The following is an 18436-nucleotide window of genomic DNA, read 5'->3' as shown; positions in this document are numbered from 1 at the left end:
ACTTTCGCAGACCTGGCCAACCCCACCAGCAACGGCCTCTACCAGGGGATCGGATACCGCACGGTCACGACGTCGCGGTGTACGACTTCTCGTGTTCAGGTCCGGGAATCTGCTGAACACTCGCCCGGATCCGTCGGGGCCTCACGGGCGTGCCCGCAGCCGACATGCCATGCGGCCAGGCCGTGGCGCGCGGGTGCGAGCGGGAGCACGGCGGGCGTACCCATGGGCAGACCGTCGGTCTCCTCGCCGGGAACCTGGCGGACTACCACTGGCCTGCCGGACCGTCCGTTCAGTCCTACGGACGCCGTGCGCGTGACGGACCTGGCCGACCTCGCGCCGCGTGACCTGGACGCCGTCGACCGTGTCGTGACCGGCTGGGCGGTGCCCGTCGCCGAGACCGTCACCCTCGTCCTCGACGCCGGCCCGGGGCAGGGCCGCCGCATCACGCTCGTCCCCGGGCACCGCATCCGTGTCGTCCGTACTCCGACCAGGTCATCGCCTCCGTGCCCCAGGCCCTTGAACGCCTCGACTCAACCCGCCCCCTGGCCTGGATCTCCGGTCCCTCCGCACCAGCGAAATCGAGCTCGACCGTGTCGTGGGCGTCCACGGACCACGCCGCCTCAACGTCGTCCTCGGAGAGTGACTGTCTCCGCGGGGGTGCTGAGAAGGTCATCGCACGGAAGGGGGGGGAACCAAGGTCGAACTGCTGCCAACGTCCCCTGGTAGTCCCTATGCTGACAGCCCATCGAAGGGGGAAGGTGCCTATGAGTGCTCTGGTCACGATCGACATCGGGGACGGCACGGAGATCCGGGCCGAGGTCATCGAGCTGACCAAGCCAGGCAGCGGTGGGGACGCGGGACTGCGCAGGGCGAGCGGCCGGGCGACCGAGGCGGTAGCGCTCAAGCTGGACGATGTCCGTACGTTGATCAGCGGTATGGGGACTTGGGCGGCCGACACCATCGCCGGTGGTGGCCCCGGACAACCCGACACCTTCGAATTGGAGTTCGGCCTCAAGCTGGCCGTCAAGTCAGGACACTTGGTGGGCGTGATCGCGGAGGCGGCGAGTGAGGCCTCTCTCACCGTGCGGATGAGCTGGGACACAGCGTCTAGGCGCGAGCGCTCCCAGGCGGCGACAGAGGCACCTGGCACACCTTCTCCAGGCGACCCAGCCTGACGACTCGTCATGAATATCGCAGATGTGCCCCGAGCGGGCGGCATGCGGGATGCCGCCGTCTGGCTGAGTGATGCGACGGGCTTCCTGGGAAGCGGATTCCTGGTGACGCCCCGGCATGTGGTCACGGCGGCGCACGTGGTGGTCGCATCCTGGAGATCTCAGGAGTGCGTGACAGTTCTCCACCGGGGCGAACGGCTGCTGGTACGGGAAAGCGATATCAAGGCGTCCCCGAAGCACGGCGGAACCGGCACCTCCTACCCCTTCCCCGACCTTGCTCTGCTCACGCTGGAGCACCACGACGGACGTCCGTACGCCGAACTGGCAGCGGCCGATCCCGAACCGGCGGAGCAGGTGCACGTTCTCGGATTCTCCACCTACGCACCGGACGAGGGCGTCCACCCCGACTCGCTGCTCCTGGAAGTGACCGGGCCGGTCGGTCCGTACGTCCGAGTTCGTGGCGACGAGGTGAAGGACGGAATGAGCGGCAGCATGGTGATGCGCGCCGGTACGGGGGAAGTCTGCGGGGTGCTCAAGGGGAGTCGCGACTACGACAGCCCCCGTGGGGGATGGATCACCCCCGTGTCCGCGTTACGCGCCTGGCTGGCAGACCTTCTGCCAGAACCCCGGACAGTCCTCGTACCCGACGCGCTGCCCTACACGATGCGGATCGTCGCGGTACTGCAGGGCCTTCCCGATGCGGAGGACCCCGACTTCCGCCGCCAGATCCTGAGACTCATGGGTGAGGAACTCGGCCTCACGACGGCCTTTCAAGCGGCGTACCGCCCCCACCCCCGTGATCACTTGCTGGAGATCGTCCAACGGTGCCGCAGTTACCGGAACCCACGACTGGCCTACCGGGCGCTGGGACATGCGGTCGAATCACTGCGTCCCGGCGAGGCTGCGGTTCATGAGCTGCGCACGGTGCTCGGCGGACTGGCATGAGGGGATCCTGGCGGGAACGGTTGCGGCATCTCCTGACGAACCCGGCCACGAGCGGAGCCGCCGACCCGGCGCCGGACACTCAGGACGCGCGGGACACACCGGACGCGCCGGACACGCAGGGCAACGATGGTGAACGACTCCAGCCTCCCTCGACGCCTGTGTCACGGACGCCAGGCGTACGGGCAGCGGCGACCACCCCCTCGTACGGCAGCGCATGGCCGCGGGGTGGAGCGGTGCGGCTCGCCGAGGCGTTGCTCGGCTTTCCGGACGCTATCGACGCCGAATTCCGACATACCGTCCTGAAGGAGATGGGAGCCCAGCTCCATCACGACAGGAGACCTGTCGAGATCCGCCAGTCCGCCACGGCGTCCGAGCATGTGCTGGAGCTGTCCCGTTTCTGCGAGCGTCATCGTGATCCCGAGACGGCCCTGCATGCCCTGTGGACCACCCTGGAATTCCTGCGCCGTGACGAAGCCGCCCTGGTCGACTTGAAGGGATGCATCGACTGGCTGACCCGCAGGGGCAGGCTGCCGGAGCGGCAGTTGGCCAGACTTGAGGAACTTTGCGATCGGATCGCCCCGTCCGTGCCGCGTGCCGTGATGGAGCAGGCGGCGCAGGCGGCCTGCGGAGCCGGCCGGCGCGCGCCTCTGCGGGGGAGGGAGTCTCTGCCGGAGGCCGTGCATCGGCTCGACCAGGTGCGGGGCGACGACGACAACGTGCCATTGGTGCTGCTGTTCCTCGCCGAACTGGCCGCCCGTCTCCCGAACCGGCTGCGCGGTGAGTTACGCGAGGAGATCGGCGCTGCGGCTGGACTGCTCGGTCTTAGGGACGAGGACAGGCTCGCGCTGTCCGCCCGGACCAGACAGCCGGCACCCGGCGGCCGAATGATCCTCCAACTGAGGGTGGAGGAGGTATCGGCGCCTGCCGGTGGCGAGCAGTACGTCATCGAGGCACACCTCTACGAGCGCGACGAGGCGGGGCTGCGGCTGCTCGCCAAGCGGGAGCGTCAGGAACGTCTCGGGAGGAGGGAACTGGTCGCGAGCGGCGCCGACGTTCTCGTCACCTGGAACGACCTTGTCGCCACAGGCGATCACGGCGAGGACTTCCGGATCGAGTTCCTGCTGCCCTGGTCGCTCCTCGGCCACCCGGCGGATCTGTGGGGGATCGACGCTGACGGGTACCGGATCGGATTCCGGTGCCCGGTGGTGGTGCGGTCCCTGGACCGACTGCGAGAGCCGTCGTGGCGTCGCCCGTGGCAGGACCGCTGGAAACTGCTGCACAACGGGCCAGCCGAGGCGCAGGTGTTGGCCCGATGCGGCTGGCTGGCCATCGACGAACCCGGGGCCGGTGCCCCGGAGCGGCTGGCGGGCTTGAAGGACCGGGGACCCGTGCTGCGGCTACGAGGCAAGGACGGTGACGTACGGCGCTGGCTCGACACCCATGCGGACGTCGCCTGCCTGGGTCTCGCCTTCGCCTACGAGCCGACCGACGAACGGGTCGTGCGCGGGGTGAAGGACGCCGTGCGTGAGGGGATTCCCGCTATTATCTGGCGCCGCGACGGAGGAGATCCCGGGCCGTTGGTCTCCCGGCTCGGCGAACTCGCCGCCGAACAGCTGCCATCGCTGCCCGAGCTGCTGCGTCGCTGGCGGCGTTCGGCGCAGGAGGACGACGTCGCGGACATGCACAACCACCTGACCCTCTTGTGGGACGACCCGGACTGTATCGACGTGAGTCATGCACGCCAATTCGCTGCTCCGGTCTGGACCACGATCGAGCAGGAACGGGAGCAATAATGGAAGAGATCGAGGAACCGAAGGCTGCCGAGCCGCCGCGCTGGTGGATCTACCGTTGTACCCCGGAACCGCATGACGGCATCGAGCGGCTGCCCGATCCGCCGCCGTGGCGAGCTTTCGCACGACAAGTTGCCGACGACATCGCACCGGGGTCGACGCCTTCGTCGGGCGAGGTGGGGCAGGCCGGCGCGCGCCGCCTCGGTCGCAATCTGCGCGGCATGACGTACCAGGCGGATCCTGAGGAGATCAACCTGGTCAACATGGCTCTCCACCTGCGCCGTCCGCTGCTCGTCACCGGTCGGCCCGGGGTCGGCAAGTCGACCCTGGCGTACAGCATCGCTCATGAACTGAAGCTGGGGCCTGTGCTGCGATGGTCCATCACCAGCCGTTCCACCCTCCTCGAGGGGCAGTACCACTACGACGCGATCGGGCGGCTCCAGGACGTGGGGCTTCACCGCGACAAGGTGCTGTCGGGACACGACGGGGCCGGAGAAGCGGTGGAGCCGCCGGACATCGGGCCCTACCTGCGGCTCGGCCCACTCGGTACGGCGTTGCTCCCCTGGCGAAGGCCCCGCGTGCTGCTGGTCGACGAGATCGACAAGAGCGATCTCGACCTGCCGAACGACTTGCTGAACATCTTCGAAGAGGGTGAGTTCCTCATTCCCGAGCTGGCACGGCTGTCCCAGGACAGTGCGAAGGTGATGACGGCGGACCCGGGCCACTGGGCTGAGCTGCGGAACGGTCAGGTGAGCTGCACGGAATTCCCCGTGGTGGTGCTCACCAGCAATGGTGAACGAGACTTCCCTCCGGCGTTCCTGCGGCGCTGTGTACGCCTGGAGATCGCGCCGCCCGACGAGAACAAGCTCGCCCACATGGTGGCCGCCCATCTTCCCACTCGCGACAAGGGGGACTTGGCCAAGCGGCGCCGTCTGATTGCCACGTTCCTGCGTAAACAGCGCGACGAGTCGGCGGACTTGGCAAACGACCAGTTGCTGAACGCACTCCAGATGGCCTCGTCCTCGTTGTGGGAGGAAGATGGCGGCCCGGAACTCATCGAGCGCCGCCTGCTGCGGCCACTCAACGGGGACTGAGCCCACATGCCCGGCGAGCTCCCCGACGAATTCCTGCAGTTACTCGCGTCTGGACCGGAGATCGGCTCCCCGACGGTGGACGATGTGGCTGATGTGCTCTGGCTGGCCAGGCACGCGACCGGACGGACGCGGAGACTGCCGGAAGGGGACGCAGCGGTGGTCCCGTCCGGCGACAAGGCAGCGGGCGCGGCGACCGAAGAGCACTCCGTACCGGACGCCGATGTGCCGCCCGCAGCCGTTAACGCCGGTCCGCACAGCGAGGAGAACGCGGAAGGGGAGCACGGACCGCGGGACGACGAACAGAGAGGTGCCAACGGGCCTCTGGTTGAACTGTTTCCGGCCGGAACACCCTCCTGGCTCGGCCCCACGAGCTCCGTGACCGACAGCGGTGCCACCGGAACCCGGGCGTCGCCAGTGCGCGTGCCCGGCGCTTTCGCCCTCGCCGATGGGCTCGCGCTGTCGCGCGCCCTGCGCCCTCTGAAGCGGGAAGTCCGGGCGCCTGGACCCCTCGTGCTCGACGAGGCGGCCTCAGCCACGGCGTCCGCCGAGGCCCGCTTCGCCTTCCCCGTTCAGCGACCGGCCACCGAGCCCTGGCTGTCAGTCGACCTCGTGGTGGATGCGGGACCCTCCATGGTGATGTGGCACAACTTCAGCGCGGAACTGCGCACGCTGCTGGAGCGGCACGGGGCGTTCAGGGACGTACGGTGCTGGTCGATGTCCTCGTCGAACAATCGGATCGACCTCGTGCCGTTCCGGCGGCGAGGACAGCGTCCGGGCCAGGGCCAGGGGTTGCGGCGGAGCCCGGAACAGCTCGCGGACCCCACCGGACGGCGTGCCGTACTGGTGCTGACCGACGGTGTGGGTCCCGCCTGGCACCGCGACCGGATCGGTCCGGTACTCCGCCACTGGGCAAGGACGTCCCCGGTGGCGATCCTCCAGGTGCTGCCCCGGCGCCTGTGGCATCGCACGTCCCTGCGGCCCGTGCCGGTGCGGGCCGCCGCTCAGCCGCGCACCGGACGATCCGTACCGCTGATCCACGCCGCGGATCCGACGGTTCCCGTGCTCGCGACGGGCCCGCCGGAATGCTGGATTCCCGTGCTGGAGGTCGACGCGGACTGGCTGGGACCCTGGGCCGAGGTCGTGGCAGGCACGTCGATCGGATCGACACCCTTGCTCGCTGTGCCCACCGCCGGAGTGGGGGCCGGTCCTCGGGTCCCGGAGTCGCCGATGCGGCCCGTGCCGGCCAACGCCTGGGCCGACCTCGACCAGTTCCGGGCGGAGGCGTCCGCGACGGCCTTCGAGCTCGCCGGATATCTGGCCGCGGCTCCTCTGACGCTCCCGGTCATGCGCCTCGTGCAGCGGGCCATGCTGCCCGCGTCCGGGCCGATGCATCTGGCCGAAGTCTTCCTGTCCGGCCTGCTGGTGGCCGTGGACGGCCCGCACGCCGAGAGCCTGGACCCGGAGACGGTGCTGTACGACTTCGGGCCGGGGATACGGGACCAACTGCTCGACACGCTGACGCGACGCGAGTCGATGCAGGTGCTCGATGTCCTGAGCGGGGTTTCCGGCGCTGTCGCCCAGCGGTTCGGAGGCACGCTGGACTTCCGCGCCCTTGCACCGTCAGGGGATCCGGACAGCCCGTTCTCGATTCCGGAGACAGGCCTGCCGTTCGCGAGGGTCGCCCTGTCGGTGCTGCGTGGGCTGGGCGGAGCCAACCGGCAGTTGGCGTCGGCGATGTCGACGGCCATGGCGCGAGGCCTGGACTCGGCAGCCGCTCCCGCAACCACCGTCACCGCCGAGGAGCACTCCCAGCCGGTGGCGGACGGTACGGAGCCCATCGACGCGTCTCTCTCCGCGCATTCGGAACAGGCCGAGCCGCTCCCGAGCCCGAGTCTGCCCTCCATCTCCAAGATTTTTCAGCCGATGCTCTTCGTCGGCCTGGGTGGAACGGGCGCGCTGATCGGCGCTGAGCTCGAGCGGGGGCTGCGCCGCAGTCTGTGCGGCACGGACGGCACGGCGCTGGTCGCCGGGGGAAGGCGGCTCCCGTTCCAGCTGCCCGACTGTCTTCAGTTCGTGTACGCGGATTTCAGCGCGGCCGAGCTCTCCCGGCTGCCGCATGTCAACGCCTCGGGTGCCGAGGCGGTGGCGTATGCCCGTACCTCGCGTGTCGTCCAGGACCTGCTGCCCGACTACGACAGCTCGCCCGAGGTGACACGGATGCTGCGGGTCTCGCTGCACGAGGAGACGCGTTCGTGGCTGCCCCATAGGAGTGGCGAGCCGAGGGTCACGCCGCTGCTCTCGGGCACCGGGCAGCTGCCCACCGTCGGCAGAGCGGCGCTCTTCGCGTCACTGCGCCATGGCCTCCAACCGGTCGTCGCTCAGTTGAGGGAGGCCATCGCCGCGATCGGCAGCTCCGCCGGCGACCTCGCCGTGATGGGCGGCGGCAAGGTCAAGGCTTGCGACGTGTTCGTGGCCTTCTCGGTGGCGGGGGGCACGGGAGCGGGGATCTACCACGACTTCCTCCACCTCATCGGGCACGAGTTCCGCAGGGCCAGGATGTCGGGGGTGAACATCTATCCACTGGTGATCATGCCCTCTGCCTTTCCGCCCGAGTCGGGCGGCGGCCACGAGGCCGAACTCAACGCCGGGCGTGCACTGGTGGACCTCGCCCACCTGGTGGACGACCAGAACGCCCTGTCGACCGACCTCGATGGTCCCGGGCAGCGCGGGTCGCTCTCCGTGCGCTACCCGGGAGACGTCGTGGTGAGCCTGCGTCCCGCGACCGTCCGGACCGCGATCTTGCTGAGCAGGCCCGACGGTGTCCGTCCCGATGATCTTCGCCGGTCGGCCACAGCCATGATCATGTCCTTGATCGGCTCCGCCACGGACGACGAGCCCTCCAGCCGGAGTACGGGGGATGACTACCCGTCGCTCGCCGCCAGTTTCGTCCATCAGAACGTCGAACGCTCCACGCCGTCGCGCTCCGGAATCGGCCGTCGGGGCCTGTCCACCGGTTTCACCGCCTCGCTGACCGTCCCGGTGCACGAGCTGGCGGAGATTGTCGCGGGACGGCTGCTGGCCCGGGCCGTACGCGAGATGGACGACGACGCCCAGCGTCCCAGCGACGACGGCCCCCAACGGGTCCGGGAGCTCTTCTACCTCTCGGGCATCGGTCGGCTGTGGACGCGGGACTCACTGGAGGTCCCGGACCCCGAGCCGCTGCCGAGGGGCAGCAGGGCCATCGGCCAGGCACTGCGGGAGCGGCTCGGCGACATGGAGCACGCGCTCGACGGACTCGATCGGCAGCTCGACCGAGAGGTCCCTCGCATGGCCGAGGAGTTCGCGCCGGGCAGTGCGCTGCGTCAACTGATCGGTCCGCTGGGGCCTTTCAGGCTGGAGGGAGTCATGGCCGGGCAGGACGGCCCGGAGCGACTCGACAGGCTGGGCTTCAAGGGCATGCTCGAGAACCGTCGCAACGAACCGGAGCGGCCGGCGGGCGTCGAGCATTCCGCTCCCCAAGTACCCCGGTTCAAGGGCGGTCTGGTGCCGGTCCGTTGGGGGGATACGGAGGTGCAGCTGGCCGTCGAGGAGCAGAACGCCTGGTACCAGTGGCGGGCCAGATTGCTGTGGCATCAACACTGGAGGGAACTGGAGGAGATCCACGTGCCCCCGCTGGTGCGGGCCAGGAATGAGCTCTCCGAACTGGTCAGGGCTCTGCGTGCGTACGAGGAGAGCGAGCGCAGGTCCTTCGCCGAGCGCCACAGAGAGCTCTACCGGGAGGATCGCACCGGCCTCTCCTGCCTGCTGCCCACGCGGGACACCTTGGACGCCTTGCAGGGAAAGGTGTTCGACCGACTGTGCACCTTCGAGGGGCTGGCCCAGAACCGGACACCCTCCGGACTCCTGGAAAAGATGATGGGCCCCGACGAGTGGCGGCGTGCTCTGGACGCCGTCCGTCGGTCCCCGTCCGCGGCAGTGAACGAGATCAGGCAGGTGGTCGAGCAACGAGTGAAGGCGCTCTTCCGTAGACCGTCGAGCATGGGCGACGACCGCTCACTGTTGCCGTCCATGGACATGCTGCTGCAAGCAGCCGTAGGCGACGAGGACGCCGTGGCCTCGGTCGGCAGCCAGTGGCTCGACGAATTCCGGTCACGGCTGGCAGGCATGCTCCCGGTGGGGTACATCCCGGAGGGCAATGGCCCGCTGAGAGTGCTGGTGACACACCCGCACACCGCGAGCGACAGGAACGTCGCCCAATTCCTCAAGCAGGGGCTGAACCTCCCGCGCGCCGCCGTGGAATTCCACGCCGCTGACACTGATTCGATCACCGTGGTGCTGCTCCGCAGCGAGATGAGCCTCGCCGACGTCCCGGAGGTACGACACGCCCTGCGTGCATGGTCGGAATCCCGGGACGAGGCGGGCGTCGATGACTTCCTGCACTGGCGACAGCGGCTGGGCTACCGCGACGACTGGCTGGCCACCACAGAGGAGGACAGGCAGCGGATCCTGCACCGCATCCTGTGCGCGATGTGGAACGGCCAGGTGGAAGTGGAGGGGCCCGTCGCCTCACCGGACGCCATCCGGATCAGACTGAACCACACCGGCGCCGCCACCCTGACCCTTCGCCTCGACGCCCCGGACGAGGGCGGCTCCAGCTGGACGGGATTGCTTCGCGCGTACGAGCGGTGGGCGCTGCTCGAGGAGGATGAGATCATCCAGGACGTCTGCGAGCAGTTGATGGCTGTCCGGCCCACGGGGCTCGCCACCACACCCGAGCCCCAGGGGATCCTTTTCCGCATCCTCGTCCACGAGGTGGCACCGCAGCAGATCGCGTGGCTCGAAGAGACGTCCGCGCTCCTTGACCCGGTGGACGGCGGGTGGATCACCCCCCTGCTCGGCTTCTGGAGGGAAACGCTCAACGGCGCAATCGATCTCCGATTCCCCGGCGCGCAACGCGCGACCAGGGACCGCGCCACGCTGCGCGCCCTCGACGGGCGAGATGGGTCAGGCTCGGAGCGACCGCAGTCGTACCGGTAGTTGTCGAGTCGAATGAGATGGTCGCGGTGCTATGAACCTTGTGGTTCGGGTTCCCGGCGGCTCGCCAGGTCCTTTTCACAGTCCTGCTCGGTGACCGGGGCCGTTGCGGTGAAGCGAGCAGACAGCGGGGCACATTCCAGTGCCTGCACTTGCCACCCCCGGGCCTCGAGGCCACGGCAGATTGCGGCGCGATATCGCCCATGGGCGCCGGGTTCTCGGTGGCCACATCGAGGTCCTGGCTGGGGCGGATCACGAGGCGGTGCGCCGTCATGGCATACCCGCCGGTGAGGACCAGCGGATACGGCGAGCCGAGGGCAATCCCATCCGCCAGGAGCCGCGTTGTAAAATTCCTGGTCAGGGCCTTGTCAGGCCTTGCTGGAGGCAGTCAGGCGAGATCACCCGCATCAATTCTCCCCAGATTCTCCCCCCAGTCGCAGCCAGTTCGGGGGCGACATCACCGCTGGTGAGTTGACTTCCTCGCGCCTGCGAGGCCGCTACCCATCGTCATCGGAACCGCGCGCGCGTGGGTCCTGGGCATGGAGGCCCCCGGGCCGGCAGGGGCAAAGCGGTCAGGGCCCAAGCGGCCCTACGATCTCAGGCAGGCCGGCAGCTCGTACTGGCTGTACTCCGGTGTGGACCCGGCCGAATGCGCTCGCAGCGCGGGTCGGAGCATCGAGGTCCTCTTCCGTCACTACGCCAGGTTCCTGGACGGCGTCCGAGAGAGCAGGGTCAGCCGCCTCATCGAGCAGTCCACGGAGGAGCGGGACCGCGTCAGCCGGGTGAGGCGCCTCTGTTCATGCCCCTAGCCTCCGTGCTTCGCTTCGCGTCGGCTGATCTGGGGTGATCTCCAGGTTGAAGGTCGCGGGACTGCCGTCGGACGTTGGGCATGGAGAGGGCCCGGCGCGATGGCCGGGTGCTCCTGGGTCCTGGGGTCGTGGGTGGTCAGGGGCTGCTTGGTCTGTCAGGTGGCCGGTCGGGGTAGTGTCACCAGGCGGTTGAACGCCACGGTTAGTTCGTGGCGCCAGGGCCAGGTGGCGGCGATCCGCAGGTATAGGCGGCGGGCTCCGCGCGTGATCCGGGCGGCAGCGTGCAGGAGGCGGTAGCGGAGCTTCTTGGGTTCGGCGGTGGCCAACTCGCCGTCCAGCAGCAGGGTTCGCGCCCAGGCCAGCAGGTCGATGGCGGTCAGGGACAGCTCCAGCCAGGCCTGGTTGATGGCGAAGCGGCGGGAGGGGAAGCGGCCGAAGCCGGTGGTCTTGCCGCAGCGGATGTGGTCCTCGACCCGGGCGTGAGCCCGGTGGCGGACCTCCAGGTACTGGATGGAGCCGCCGCCGGTGACGGGTGTGTCGGTGAGGAAGACCTGGTGGCGCATGCCTTCGTCCTGGTCGAACAGGGACAGCTGGGCGCCTGGGTGGGGACGCTCGCGGCGGACGATGATGCGGGTGCCGTCCGGGTATCCGGTGAGGTCGACCAGGTCGGTCAGCTCGGCGACCTCGGCGCCGACGCGAAGGGCGCCGTCCTGTTCCAGTGCGGGGTGCCAGACCTGGTCGGGCAGGGCCCGGATGGCTTTGCGGATCTGTTCGGTGACGGCGTGTCCGACGGAGAAGGTGGTCCGGATGCCTCGCTGTCGCAGGGCACGTAGGTGGGCGAGGAAGGCTTTCTCGCTGCCTGCGCTGTCGGCGCGGATGAGGACCGGGGTGCCGTGGCGGTGGGCTTCGGGGATCTGGGCGAGGGCTTGATCGAGGACGGTGATGTGGTCGGCTGCGGTGTTCGCTCCGGCGTTGCCCGGCCGTAGGATGCCGGCGAGGGCCTCGCCGGTGTTGTCTAGGAAGCAGAGCATCGGGTGGTAGCCGAAGCCGCGTTTGTAGGTGGCGGCGGACTGTTCCTTCTCGGAGTGGCAGGTGACCAGGGTGGCGTCGATGTCCAGGACCAGGCCTGGTAGTTCACGTCCTCCGGCGTGTGATGCGGGTGTGTGGTGTCCGGTCTCGTCCGCTTGCAGCCAGGCGATCTCGCGGGCCTGGGCCCGGGCTGCCCGTAGTGCGTTCAGGGCTGCGGTGTCGATGCCGGCCAGCACTCGCCAGGCGGTCGGGGTGGAGGCGACGGGGCCGAACCCGTCGCGCTGGTCGCGCAGCGCGGCCAGGTCCCGGATCGCCTCGCCTCCGTCGGCGAGCATCACCGCCAGGTCCACCGCGACGCGGCCGGGGTCGTGCCCGGTCCCGCGCGGTCGCAGCCGGTGCAGAGCGTCGCTGAAGGCGCTGGTCAGCGAGGTAGCGTCGGCCAGATCCGCGAGCAGGCGCGAGCCGGCGTGGTTGACCACCCCGTGCCCGTCGGCGCTGACGACGAGTTTGGGGCGTGGCCGTGCAGTGCGCACGCAGGAATCGCCTTCCTAGCGGTACGACCGGGATGTTGGGCAAACCTCATCGTTGCAGCTCAGAAGGCAATCTCGCTTTTCCGATCATGTTTTGGACGCGACCCACGAGGACACGCGCAGGCTGATGACGGCGTGCGTTCACCGCTGCTCGCATCACCTAGTGTGAGATGAGCGGTACGTTAAGTTGTTTCGTGAGCCGCTTCGGGCACCGATGACCAGCCCGCGTTACGGATTGCCGGCGACCGGGCACGCATGCGTCCGGCTGCCGGCATGCGGACCCGTGGACAAGCCCGACGTGCCGACCGGCACGTCGCCCAGGCGTAGGAGAGCCCGATCATGAGCAGCGTGCACGAGTCAAAGACGCTGCGGCGGGACGTGTCCCCGCTGGAGCTCTTCTACGACCTCGTCTTCGTCTTCGCCGTCTCCCAGCTCTCCCACCATCTCCTGGAGCACCTCACCTGGCGGGGCGCCGCCGAGACCGCCGTCCTCCTGGTCGCCGTCGTCGGCACCTGGGTCTTCACCAGTTACGAGGCGACTCTCCTGGGCATCGACCGTCGGGTCACGCGGTGGATGGTCGTCGTGGTCATGGGCATCGGCCTGTTCGCGAACTCCGCGATCCCCCACGCCTTCCAGGACCGTGCGTGGGCCTTCGTGACAGCCCTGCTGTTCGTCCTGTTGTCGGCGGGTACCGTGACGGCTCTGGCCGCGCGCACGGAAGTCCAGCGCGAGCACTACCGCCGCACCCTGGTCTGGATGGCGGCCGCCGCCCCGCTGTGGATCGTCGGGGCCGCCGTCGACAGCGGGCCCCGCCTGTGGTGGTGGGCCGCCGCCGCGCTCATCGACCTCTCCGGTACCTGGCTCGCCCACCCGCTGCCCGGCCGCACGTTCAGGAGCCGGGAATTCCCCCTCGACGTGCCCCACATGCTCGAACGCCTTCGGCTGTTCCTCATCATCCTGCTCGGCGAGACCGTCCTCACCGCCGGCCGCGCGATGTCCGACGCCCCCGTCGACGCCCCCAGCATGCTGGCAACCGCAGGTGTCTTCACCGCGCTGGTGTGCCTGTGGGCCACATACTTCGGCGGCGGCGAGGAGGTCGTCACCACCTTCGTCGCCCACACCACGGACCCGGTGGGGGCCGTCCGGCTGGGTGTGAACAGCGCCTACGTGCTCATGGCCGCGCTGGTCGCCTTCGCCGTCGGCAGCGAACTGACCATCGCCCATCCGCTCGGCCACGGCTCGGCGACCCTCGCTCTGCTCCTGTTCGGCGGACCCGCGTTCTACCTCGCCACCGCGGCCTGGTTCTACCGCACCACCACGGGTGGCGCCTGGATCGAACGCCTGATCGCCTGCGTCGCCCTCGCCGCCGGAGGCGTCGCGGCCGTGTGGCTGCCCCCGCTTGCCTCCCTCGCCCTCCTCGACGCCATCCTCATCGTGACCGCCACAGTCCTCGCACGGGCCCACCGCAAGCTGACGCTCTCGTTGCGGGGCGCCCCCGCAACGAGAGCTTGATCACGGTCCGGCGCCGAACGCGAGTCGACTTTGATCTGTGTTACCGCAGCTCAGCGGGGTTGTACCGGCCCGCGCGGCCGCAGCTGGTGCAGAGCGTCACTGAAGGCGCTGGTCAGCGAGGTGGCGTCGGCCAGATCTGCGAGCAGGCGCGAGCTCGCGAATCCTCAGCATCGGCGCTGACGACGAGTTTGGGGTGTGACCCGGCAGCGTGCACACGGAAGGTGCCGTCCTACTGGTACGGCTGGGACCTTAGACAAGCCTCATCGTTGCAGCTCAGAAGGCACTTTCGCCTTTCCGATCATGATCCGGGCACGACCCCGGATGAAACGCGCAGGCCGCGAGTCGATCACGCCCGTGCCCGGCTCCGAGTCCCGCCCGGCCCGCTCGCGGACCAGGCGGCGGAGCCGGGCGTGGAACTCGCGGACCAGATCGTGGTTGCGCCAGCGCCGGAAGAACGCGTAGACCCGGTCCCACGGTGGGAAGTCGGCAGGCATGGCCCGCGACTTCGTGCCGTTGTCGACCAGGTAGCGGATCGCGTCCAGCATCGCGCGGTGGCAATAGGCCTCCGGTTGCCCGCCCCGGCCCCGCAGCCGGCCCGGCACCGGCAGCAGTGGCCGGACCACCGCCCACTCGGCGTCCGACATGTCGGTGGGATACCGACGCTCGCGCGCCCCGTGGTCTCTGGCGTTCCCGAACCTGTGAGCCAGACAGTCACACGCGAGAGTGGCTGAAGTGGACCCCACTCCCGCGTTGCCGTAGAGATGCGACAGCAGGACCTCCTGGACCGCACGTTGGCTTCGACACCCTTCGAGCTGCCAAGAGGCCCTGCTCTCATGCACGGCAGCCGCCGCAGTCACCCGATCGACTGACTTCTCGACGAGATCGGGACGACGGCAGTCGCGTCGCTTCTCGTGATCGCTGGGACGGACAAATTCGCACTGCCATCCAGGTAGACGGTCGGCTTGGTGACGCCCCGAGGCCGCCTCGCGGGTTTGAGTCCGGTGCCGCGACTGACGAACCTGGCGAAGAGTCGTCTCCTACCGGCTCGAGGCGCGGCCAACAGCCCCCGCTACGTCCTACTTCTCCTCCGGCTCCCAGGCGCGGAGCAGGTCGAGCAGCCCTGCGTCTCCGTCAACGTGCAAGGAGTCGGCCTGGATCCGGTCGTACAGGTAGAGGACCAGCTCACTGGCCGTGCCGTGGACGGAGGCGCCGGCTGCGTCCGAGTCTTCGCCGGTCGCGGCGGTGGGCGCGGGGATGCGGGTGGTGCGTGCGCCGTCGCCGTCGACGGTGAGGCGCCAGGAGCGGCCCTCGGCGGCGTGGAAGTCGAAGGCCGTGGGCTTGTGCGGCCAGGCACTCGGCGTTGCGCAGACGGTGAACAGGAACTCCTCCACACCATCGATTGCCAGCTCGACCGGCAGCGGCTGCGGGGCGCCCCCGGCGAGCTGGGCGTCGTAGGTGTGCACCGCGGTCTCCTGGACCCGGTGCCGGGCTGTGCCGCCGGCGGTCTGCGGTGACTGCGACGCGGGCCACCACGTCCAGCAACCGCTCTCCGGTCCCGCCGCGCGCAGGGCGCCCAGCAGAAGCTGCGTCGACGCGTCCAGCCAGGCCAGCAGGGCCTCACGCTCCTGCGGCACTTCCAGCGCGGCGCGCGCGGCGACGGCCTCGGCCGGGGGAGCGTCGGCAGACCCCGCGCCGACGATGGCGGCCCAGAAACGGTCTCCCCCACCCAGGTGCTTCACCAGGTCGAACAGCGTCCACCCGGGGCAGGTCGGCACCTGCGCGTCGAGACCGGGCGCGGCGGCGACCACGGCGCGGAAGGCGGTCGACCGTTCATCGATCAGTCGCAACAGGTCAGGGAACTCAAGATTCTTTTCCACGCCGGGTGTCTATCACCGTGCTCCGGTGATCGGACAGCGATTTTCACAGTCGCCGCCGGTTGGCCATTGCGGACGTCCTCGCCTCCCACCGCTCGGGTGACAAGCTGCGCACTGCTGCGAGGACGCGGTGGTGGCGGTACGCCAGGCGTCGTGCCTGTGGGTGCTCTGGCCTCGCCGTGCGGCCGGGCACCTCGGCGACGGCGGGGCTGGAGTCGCCGACCGCACGAGCGGCGAGTCGAGATCGGGTACGCCCAGCACAGCGCCGTCTCGCCCTAAGCCCGGACGCACGAGGACCCCGTCCGCGGTCCGCGGACGGCAATCTGACCGCTCCTGGCAGCGCCACCGGCCCGTTACAGGGTTCGGGCACACTGGGCCGCGACCGTTCGACCGGGAGTACGGGGTGGGGACGATGGGCGAGGGCGACAACGGCGACGCGGGTGACCGGTGGGTGCGCGCTTCGCCGTCGGGCGGGCTCCGCGGAGCGAGAGCGGTCCGTACGCTGCCGGGATCGTTCTCGGCGGGCACGGTGGCGGTCTCTCCGGACGGGCGGCTCGGTGTGTGCGGAGGGGGGCGCGAGCCGGTACGGCTGTGGGAGCTCGCCACGGGAACGCTCCTGCGGGAGGTCGGGACCCGTGGCGCGGGCGCGGCCGGGGTCGCCACCGACGGGAGGTGGGTGCTGGCGAGCGGCAAGGGGAATTTTACGAAGTGCACCTTGACCGGTCGGGCGAGCCGGTTCGACACTCGATGACTGCCCCGGATTCCCAGGCACCCTGCCTACCCCCGTTGGCAGGGTGTTGTCCCCGACCCCGGCGCGGTCGCCTTCAACGCCACAGGCCGCTTCGCCCTGGGCATCTGTGCGGACCACACCTTATGGATGGGGGACCTCGCCGACGGATCGCATCAGCGGACGCTGACAGGACACGCGGTCTGGCCCACCGCCGTGTGGCTCGGCCCGGACTCACGCCGCGCCGTATCGGCGGGCTCCGACGCCGAGATCCGGGTCTGGGACGTGGACAGCGGTGAGTGCGCGGTGTTCCCGCACCCCGGCTCGTGGGTCTCCTCGGTGTGCCTGAGCGCCGACGGCCGCCTCGTGCTCGCCGCCGGCCACCACCAGGGCCGTACGCTCTGGCTCCTCGACGCCGACACCGGCGACTTCGTACGCGCCTTCGAGGACGTACGGGACTCCCGCGCGCTGAAGGATCCCGGTGACCGGTCCGGCGAGGTCCTTACGGCCCGGTTCACCTCCGACGGGCGGTTCGCCGTCTCAGGCGAGGACGACGGGCGGATACGGATCTGGGAAATGGCGACCGGCCGCTGCGTCCGGACCCTGGTCAGGCACACCGACGAGGTCTACGGCATCGCGCTTACCCCGGACGACCGGTTGCTGCTCTCGAGCAGCTTGGACGGCACCCTGCAGCTGTGGGAACTCGACTGGTAGCCGACGCCGTCCTGCTCGGGCCCGGGACCGCGTACCGGAAGGCCACCGCGCACGCCTCGCAGGGGAGGGACGCGTGCGACGACCACCCGGCATGTGGCATCTGCCCGTCGAAGCGCCTGCCGCGCCGCGGATCGACGTGGATGATCCGGAGGCCAAGATGGTCGAGCAGAATGACGGCGGCCAAATCATCAGCCGGACGACCTATGCCACGGTATGGAAGACGGCCCGTCCCAAGGCTTCTACGCCGCTGGCACGCTCAATGGGCCGGCGTGGCCGCACAGAACAGGGCGGTCGGCGAGTGGCACCCCGACAGCACGATCAAACAGATCGACGTCTATGACGGCACCGGCAGACTATGTGCTCGGCGACAGTGGGACGCTGCGGGCACGCTGATTCAGGATGTGACGTAATGATCCTCAAACCCGTCGGAATATATCGGGAGATGTACCGCGACAAGCACGGTGAACTGCCGTCGCTCGCCGACTCTGTCACCCAGCAGATGCTGCCCGACCACGCCGAGATCATCGGGTACTTGAACAACGCACCGGCCGGATTCGATGTGATGGAGTCGGTGAAGCACCTATTCGAGGAGGACCGCTGGATCCCCGGCGGGTCGTCGCTGAACTCCGACGGCGTGTGGGTATGGCGTCAAGATTCGATCGAGTATCTCGCTGATCAGCCACTGGAGATCCCCGCTGATTTCGTGAACCACGTGCGGGCCAACGACTACACTCCACCAGCGGTCGACGAGGGCGACACGTTCTACGACGCGCTCCTCCACTACTTCTGAGTCCGAGCCCTGGGTACTACTCCCACAATCCGTGCTCGACCGGTGCCCGCACTGCGGCCACGGCTCATCAGACCGACAGCGCCGTGAAGCCGGCACCGCTGCTTCGGAACTGCGAGTCGCTCTGCCCGGGCCCAGTCTCGCTGTCCACGGCCCGGCGGCGAATAGGGGCGGCACCGCTGCGGCGACTGTTCGAGACCTCGCCGGGCCCGTCGCCCACCTCGGGCAGGCAGGTTCCTTGTGGACCGGACGGCAAGCCCCGCCCCGTGCCGCCGAGGGCATCGGCGACTGAGACAGGTTCCGTCGGCGCTGCGGCCGCGGGACCCGATGGAAAAGCGATTCGGTCACCAGAGGTCCGCTGAGTATTCTCCGGTCCTGCCTGCTTGCGGGCCCAACCGCCGTACCCCTGAACGGAGGGC

At 69.3% G+C, this 18436-nt stretch carries 11 protein-coding genes and 2 pseudogenes; 9 read left to right on the top strand and 4 right to left on the bottom strand.

From position 1 onward, the window contains the following. The first annotated feature begins 164 nt into the window (after positions 1 to 164). The 6 genes and pseudogenes from OG357_RS01620 (at position 165) to OG357_RS01595 (ending at position 10038) form a co-directional block, all read left to right on the top strand. Positions 165 to 643 (top strand): annotated as a pseudogene (locus OG357_RS01620) (LutC/YkgG family protein). Between the two features lie 121 nt (positions 644 to 764). Beyond that, entirely contained in the window at positions 765 to 1175 is a 411-nt protein-coding gene (locus OG357_RS01615; RefSeq protein WP_329619365.1) for a CU044_2847 family protein, read from the top strand. 42 nt (positions 1176 to 1217) lie between these two features. After that, positions 1218 to 2117 (top strand): trypsin-like peptidase domain-containing protein, encoded by a 900-nt coding sequence (locus OG357_RS01610; RefSeq protein WP_329619364.1) that lies wholly within the window; start codon positions 1218 to 1220, stop codon positions 2115 to 2117. Positions 2118 to 2350: 233 nt separating this feature from the next. Beyond that, entirely contained in the window at positions 2351 to 3910 is a 1560-nt protein-coding gene (locus tag OG357_RS01605) for a VMAP-C domain-containing protein (protein ID WP_329619363.1), read from the top strand. Beyond that, a complete protein-coding gene (locus OG357_RS01600) occupies positions 3910 to 5001 on the top strand; it encodes an AAA family ATPase (protein ID WP_329619362.1) in 1092 nt (363 codons plus the stop codon). The genes OG357_RS01605 and OG357_RS01600 overlap by 1 nt, the downstream gene beginning before the upstream one ends. A gap of 6 nt (positions 5002 to 5007) precedes the next feature. After that, a complete protein-coding gene (locus OG357_RS01595; protein WP_329619361.1) occupies positions 5008 to 10038 on the top strand; it encodes a tubulin-like doman-containing protein in 5031 nt (1676 codons plus the stop codon). A gap of 65 nt (positions 10039 to 10103) precedes the next feature. Here the strand turns inward: OG357_RS01595 and OG357_RS01590 are convergent. Together OG357_RS01590 and OG357_RS01580 are read right to left on the bottom strand one after the other, a co-directional pair. Beyond that, positions 10104 to 10396: pseudogene (locus tag OG357_RS01590) on the bottom strand (hypothetical protein); the annotation flags it as partial. A gap of 603 nt (positions 10397 to 10999) precedes the next feature. Beyond that, positions 11000 to 12406, bottom strand: coding sequence for an IS1380 family transposase (locus tag OG357_RS01580; RefSeq protein ID WP_329619360.1), 1407 nt, complete (start codon positions 12404 to 12406; stop codon positions 11000 to 11002). 336 nt (positions 12407 to 12742) lie between these two features. On the opposite strand from OG357_RS01580, the gene OG357_RS01575 reads away from it, so the two are divergent. Next, positions 12743 to 13915, top strand: a complete 1173-nt coding sequence (locus tag OG357_RS01575) for a low temperature requirement protein A (RefSeq protein WP_329619359.1) — start codon at positions 12743 to 12745, stop codon at positions 13913 to 13915. Positions 13916 to 14175: 260 nt separating this feature from the next. Here OG357_RS01575 and OG357_RS01570 read toward each other — a convergent pair whose 3' ends face one another. Further along, positions 14176 to 14559, bottom strand: coding sequence for a transposase (locus OG357_RS01570; RefSeq protein WP_329619358.1), 384 nt, complete (start codon positions 14557 to 14559; stop codon positions 14176 to 14178). 432 nt (positions 14560 to 14991) lie between these two features. After that, positions 14992 to 15792, bottom strand: coding sequence for a maleylpyruvate isomerase family mycothiol-dependent enzyme (locus OG357_RS01565; RefSeq protein WP_329619357.1), 801 nt, complete (start codon positions 15790 to 15792; stop codon positions 14992 to 14994). Between the two features lie 874 nt (positions 15793 to 16666). On the opposite strand from OG357_RS01565, the gene OG357_RS01560 reads away from it, so the two are divergent. Next, entirely contained in the window at positions 16667 to 17230 is a 564-nt protein-coding gene (locus tag OG357_RS01560) for a WD40 repeat domain-containing protein (RefSeq protein ID WP_329619356.1), read from the top strand. A 409-nt stretch (positions 17231 to 17639) separates the two neighbouring features. Then, on the top strand, positions 17640 to 18020 hold the full coding sequence (locus tag OG357_RS01555) for a hypothetical protein (protein WP_329619355.1): 381 nt from the start codon (positions 17640 to 17642) through the stop codon (positions 18018 to 18020). The last annotated feature ends 416 nt before the right edge of the window (positions 18021 to 18436 follow it).

Origin of the sequence: Streptomyces sp. NBC_01255, from assembly GCF_036226445.1 — a bacterium.
In the GTDB taxonomy this organism is placed as follows: Bacteria; Actinomycetota; Actinomycetes; order Streptomycetales; family Streptomycetaceae; genus Streptomyces.
The sequence above is the reverse complement of the archived record's forward strand: the minus strand, read 5'-3'. Positions and strand labels throughout refer to the sequence as shown.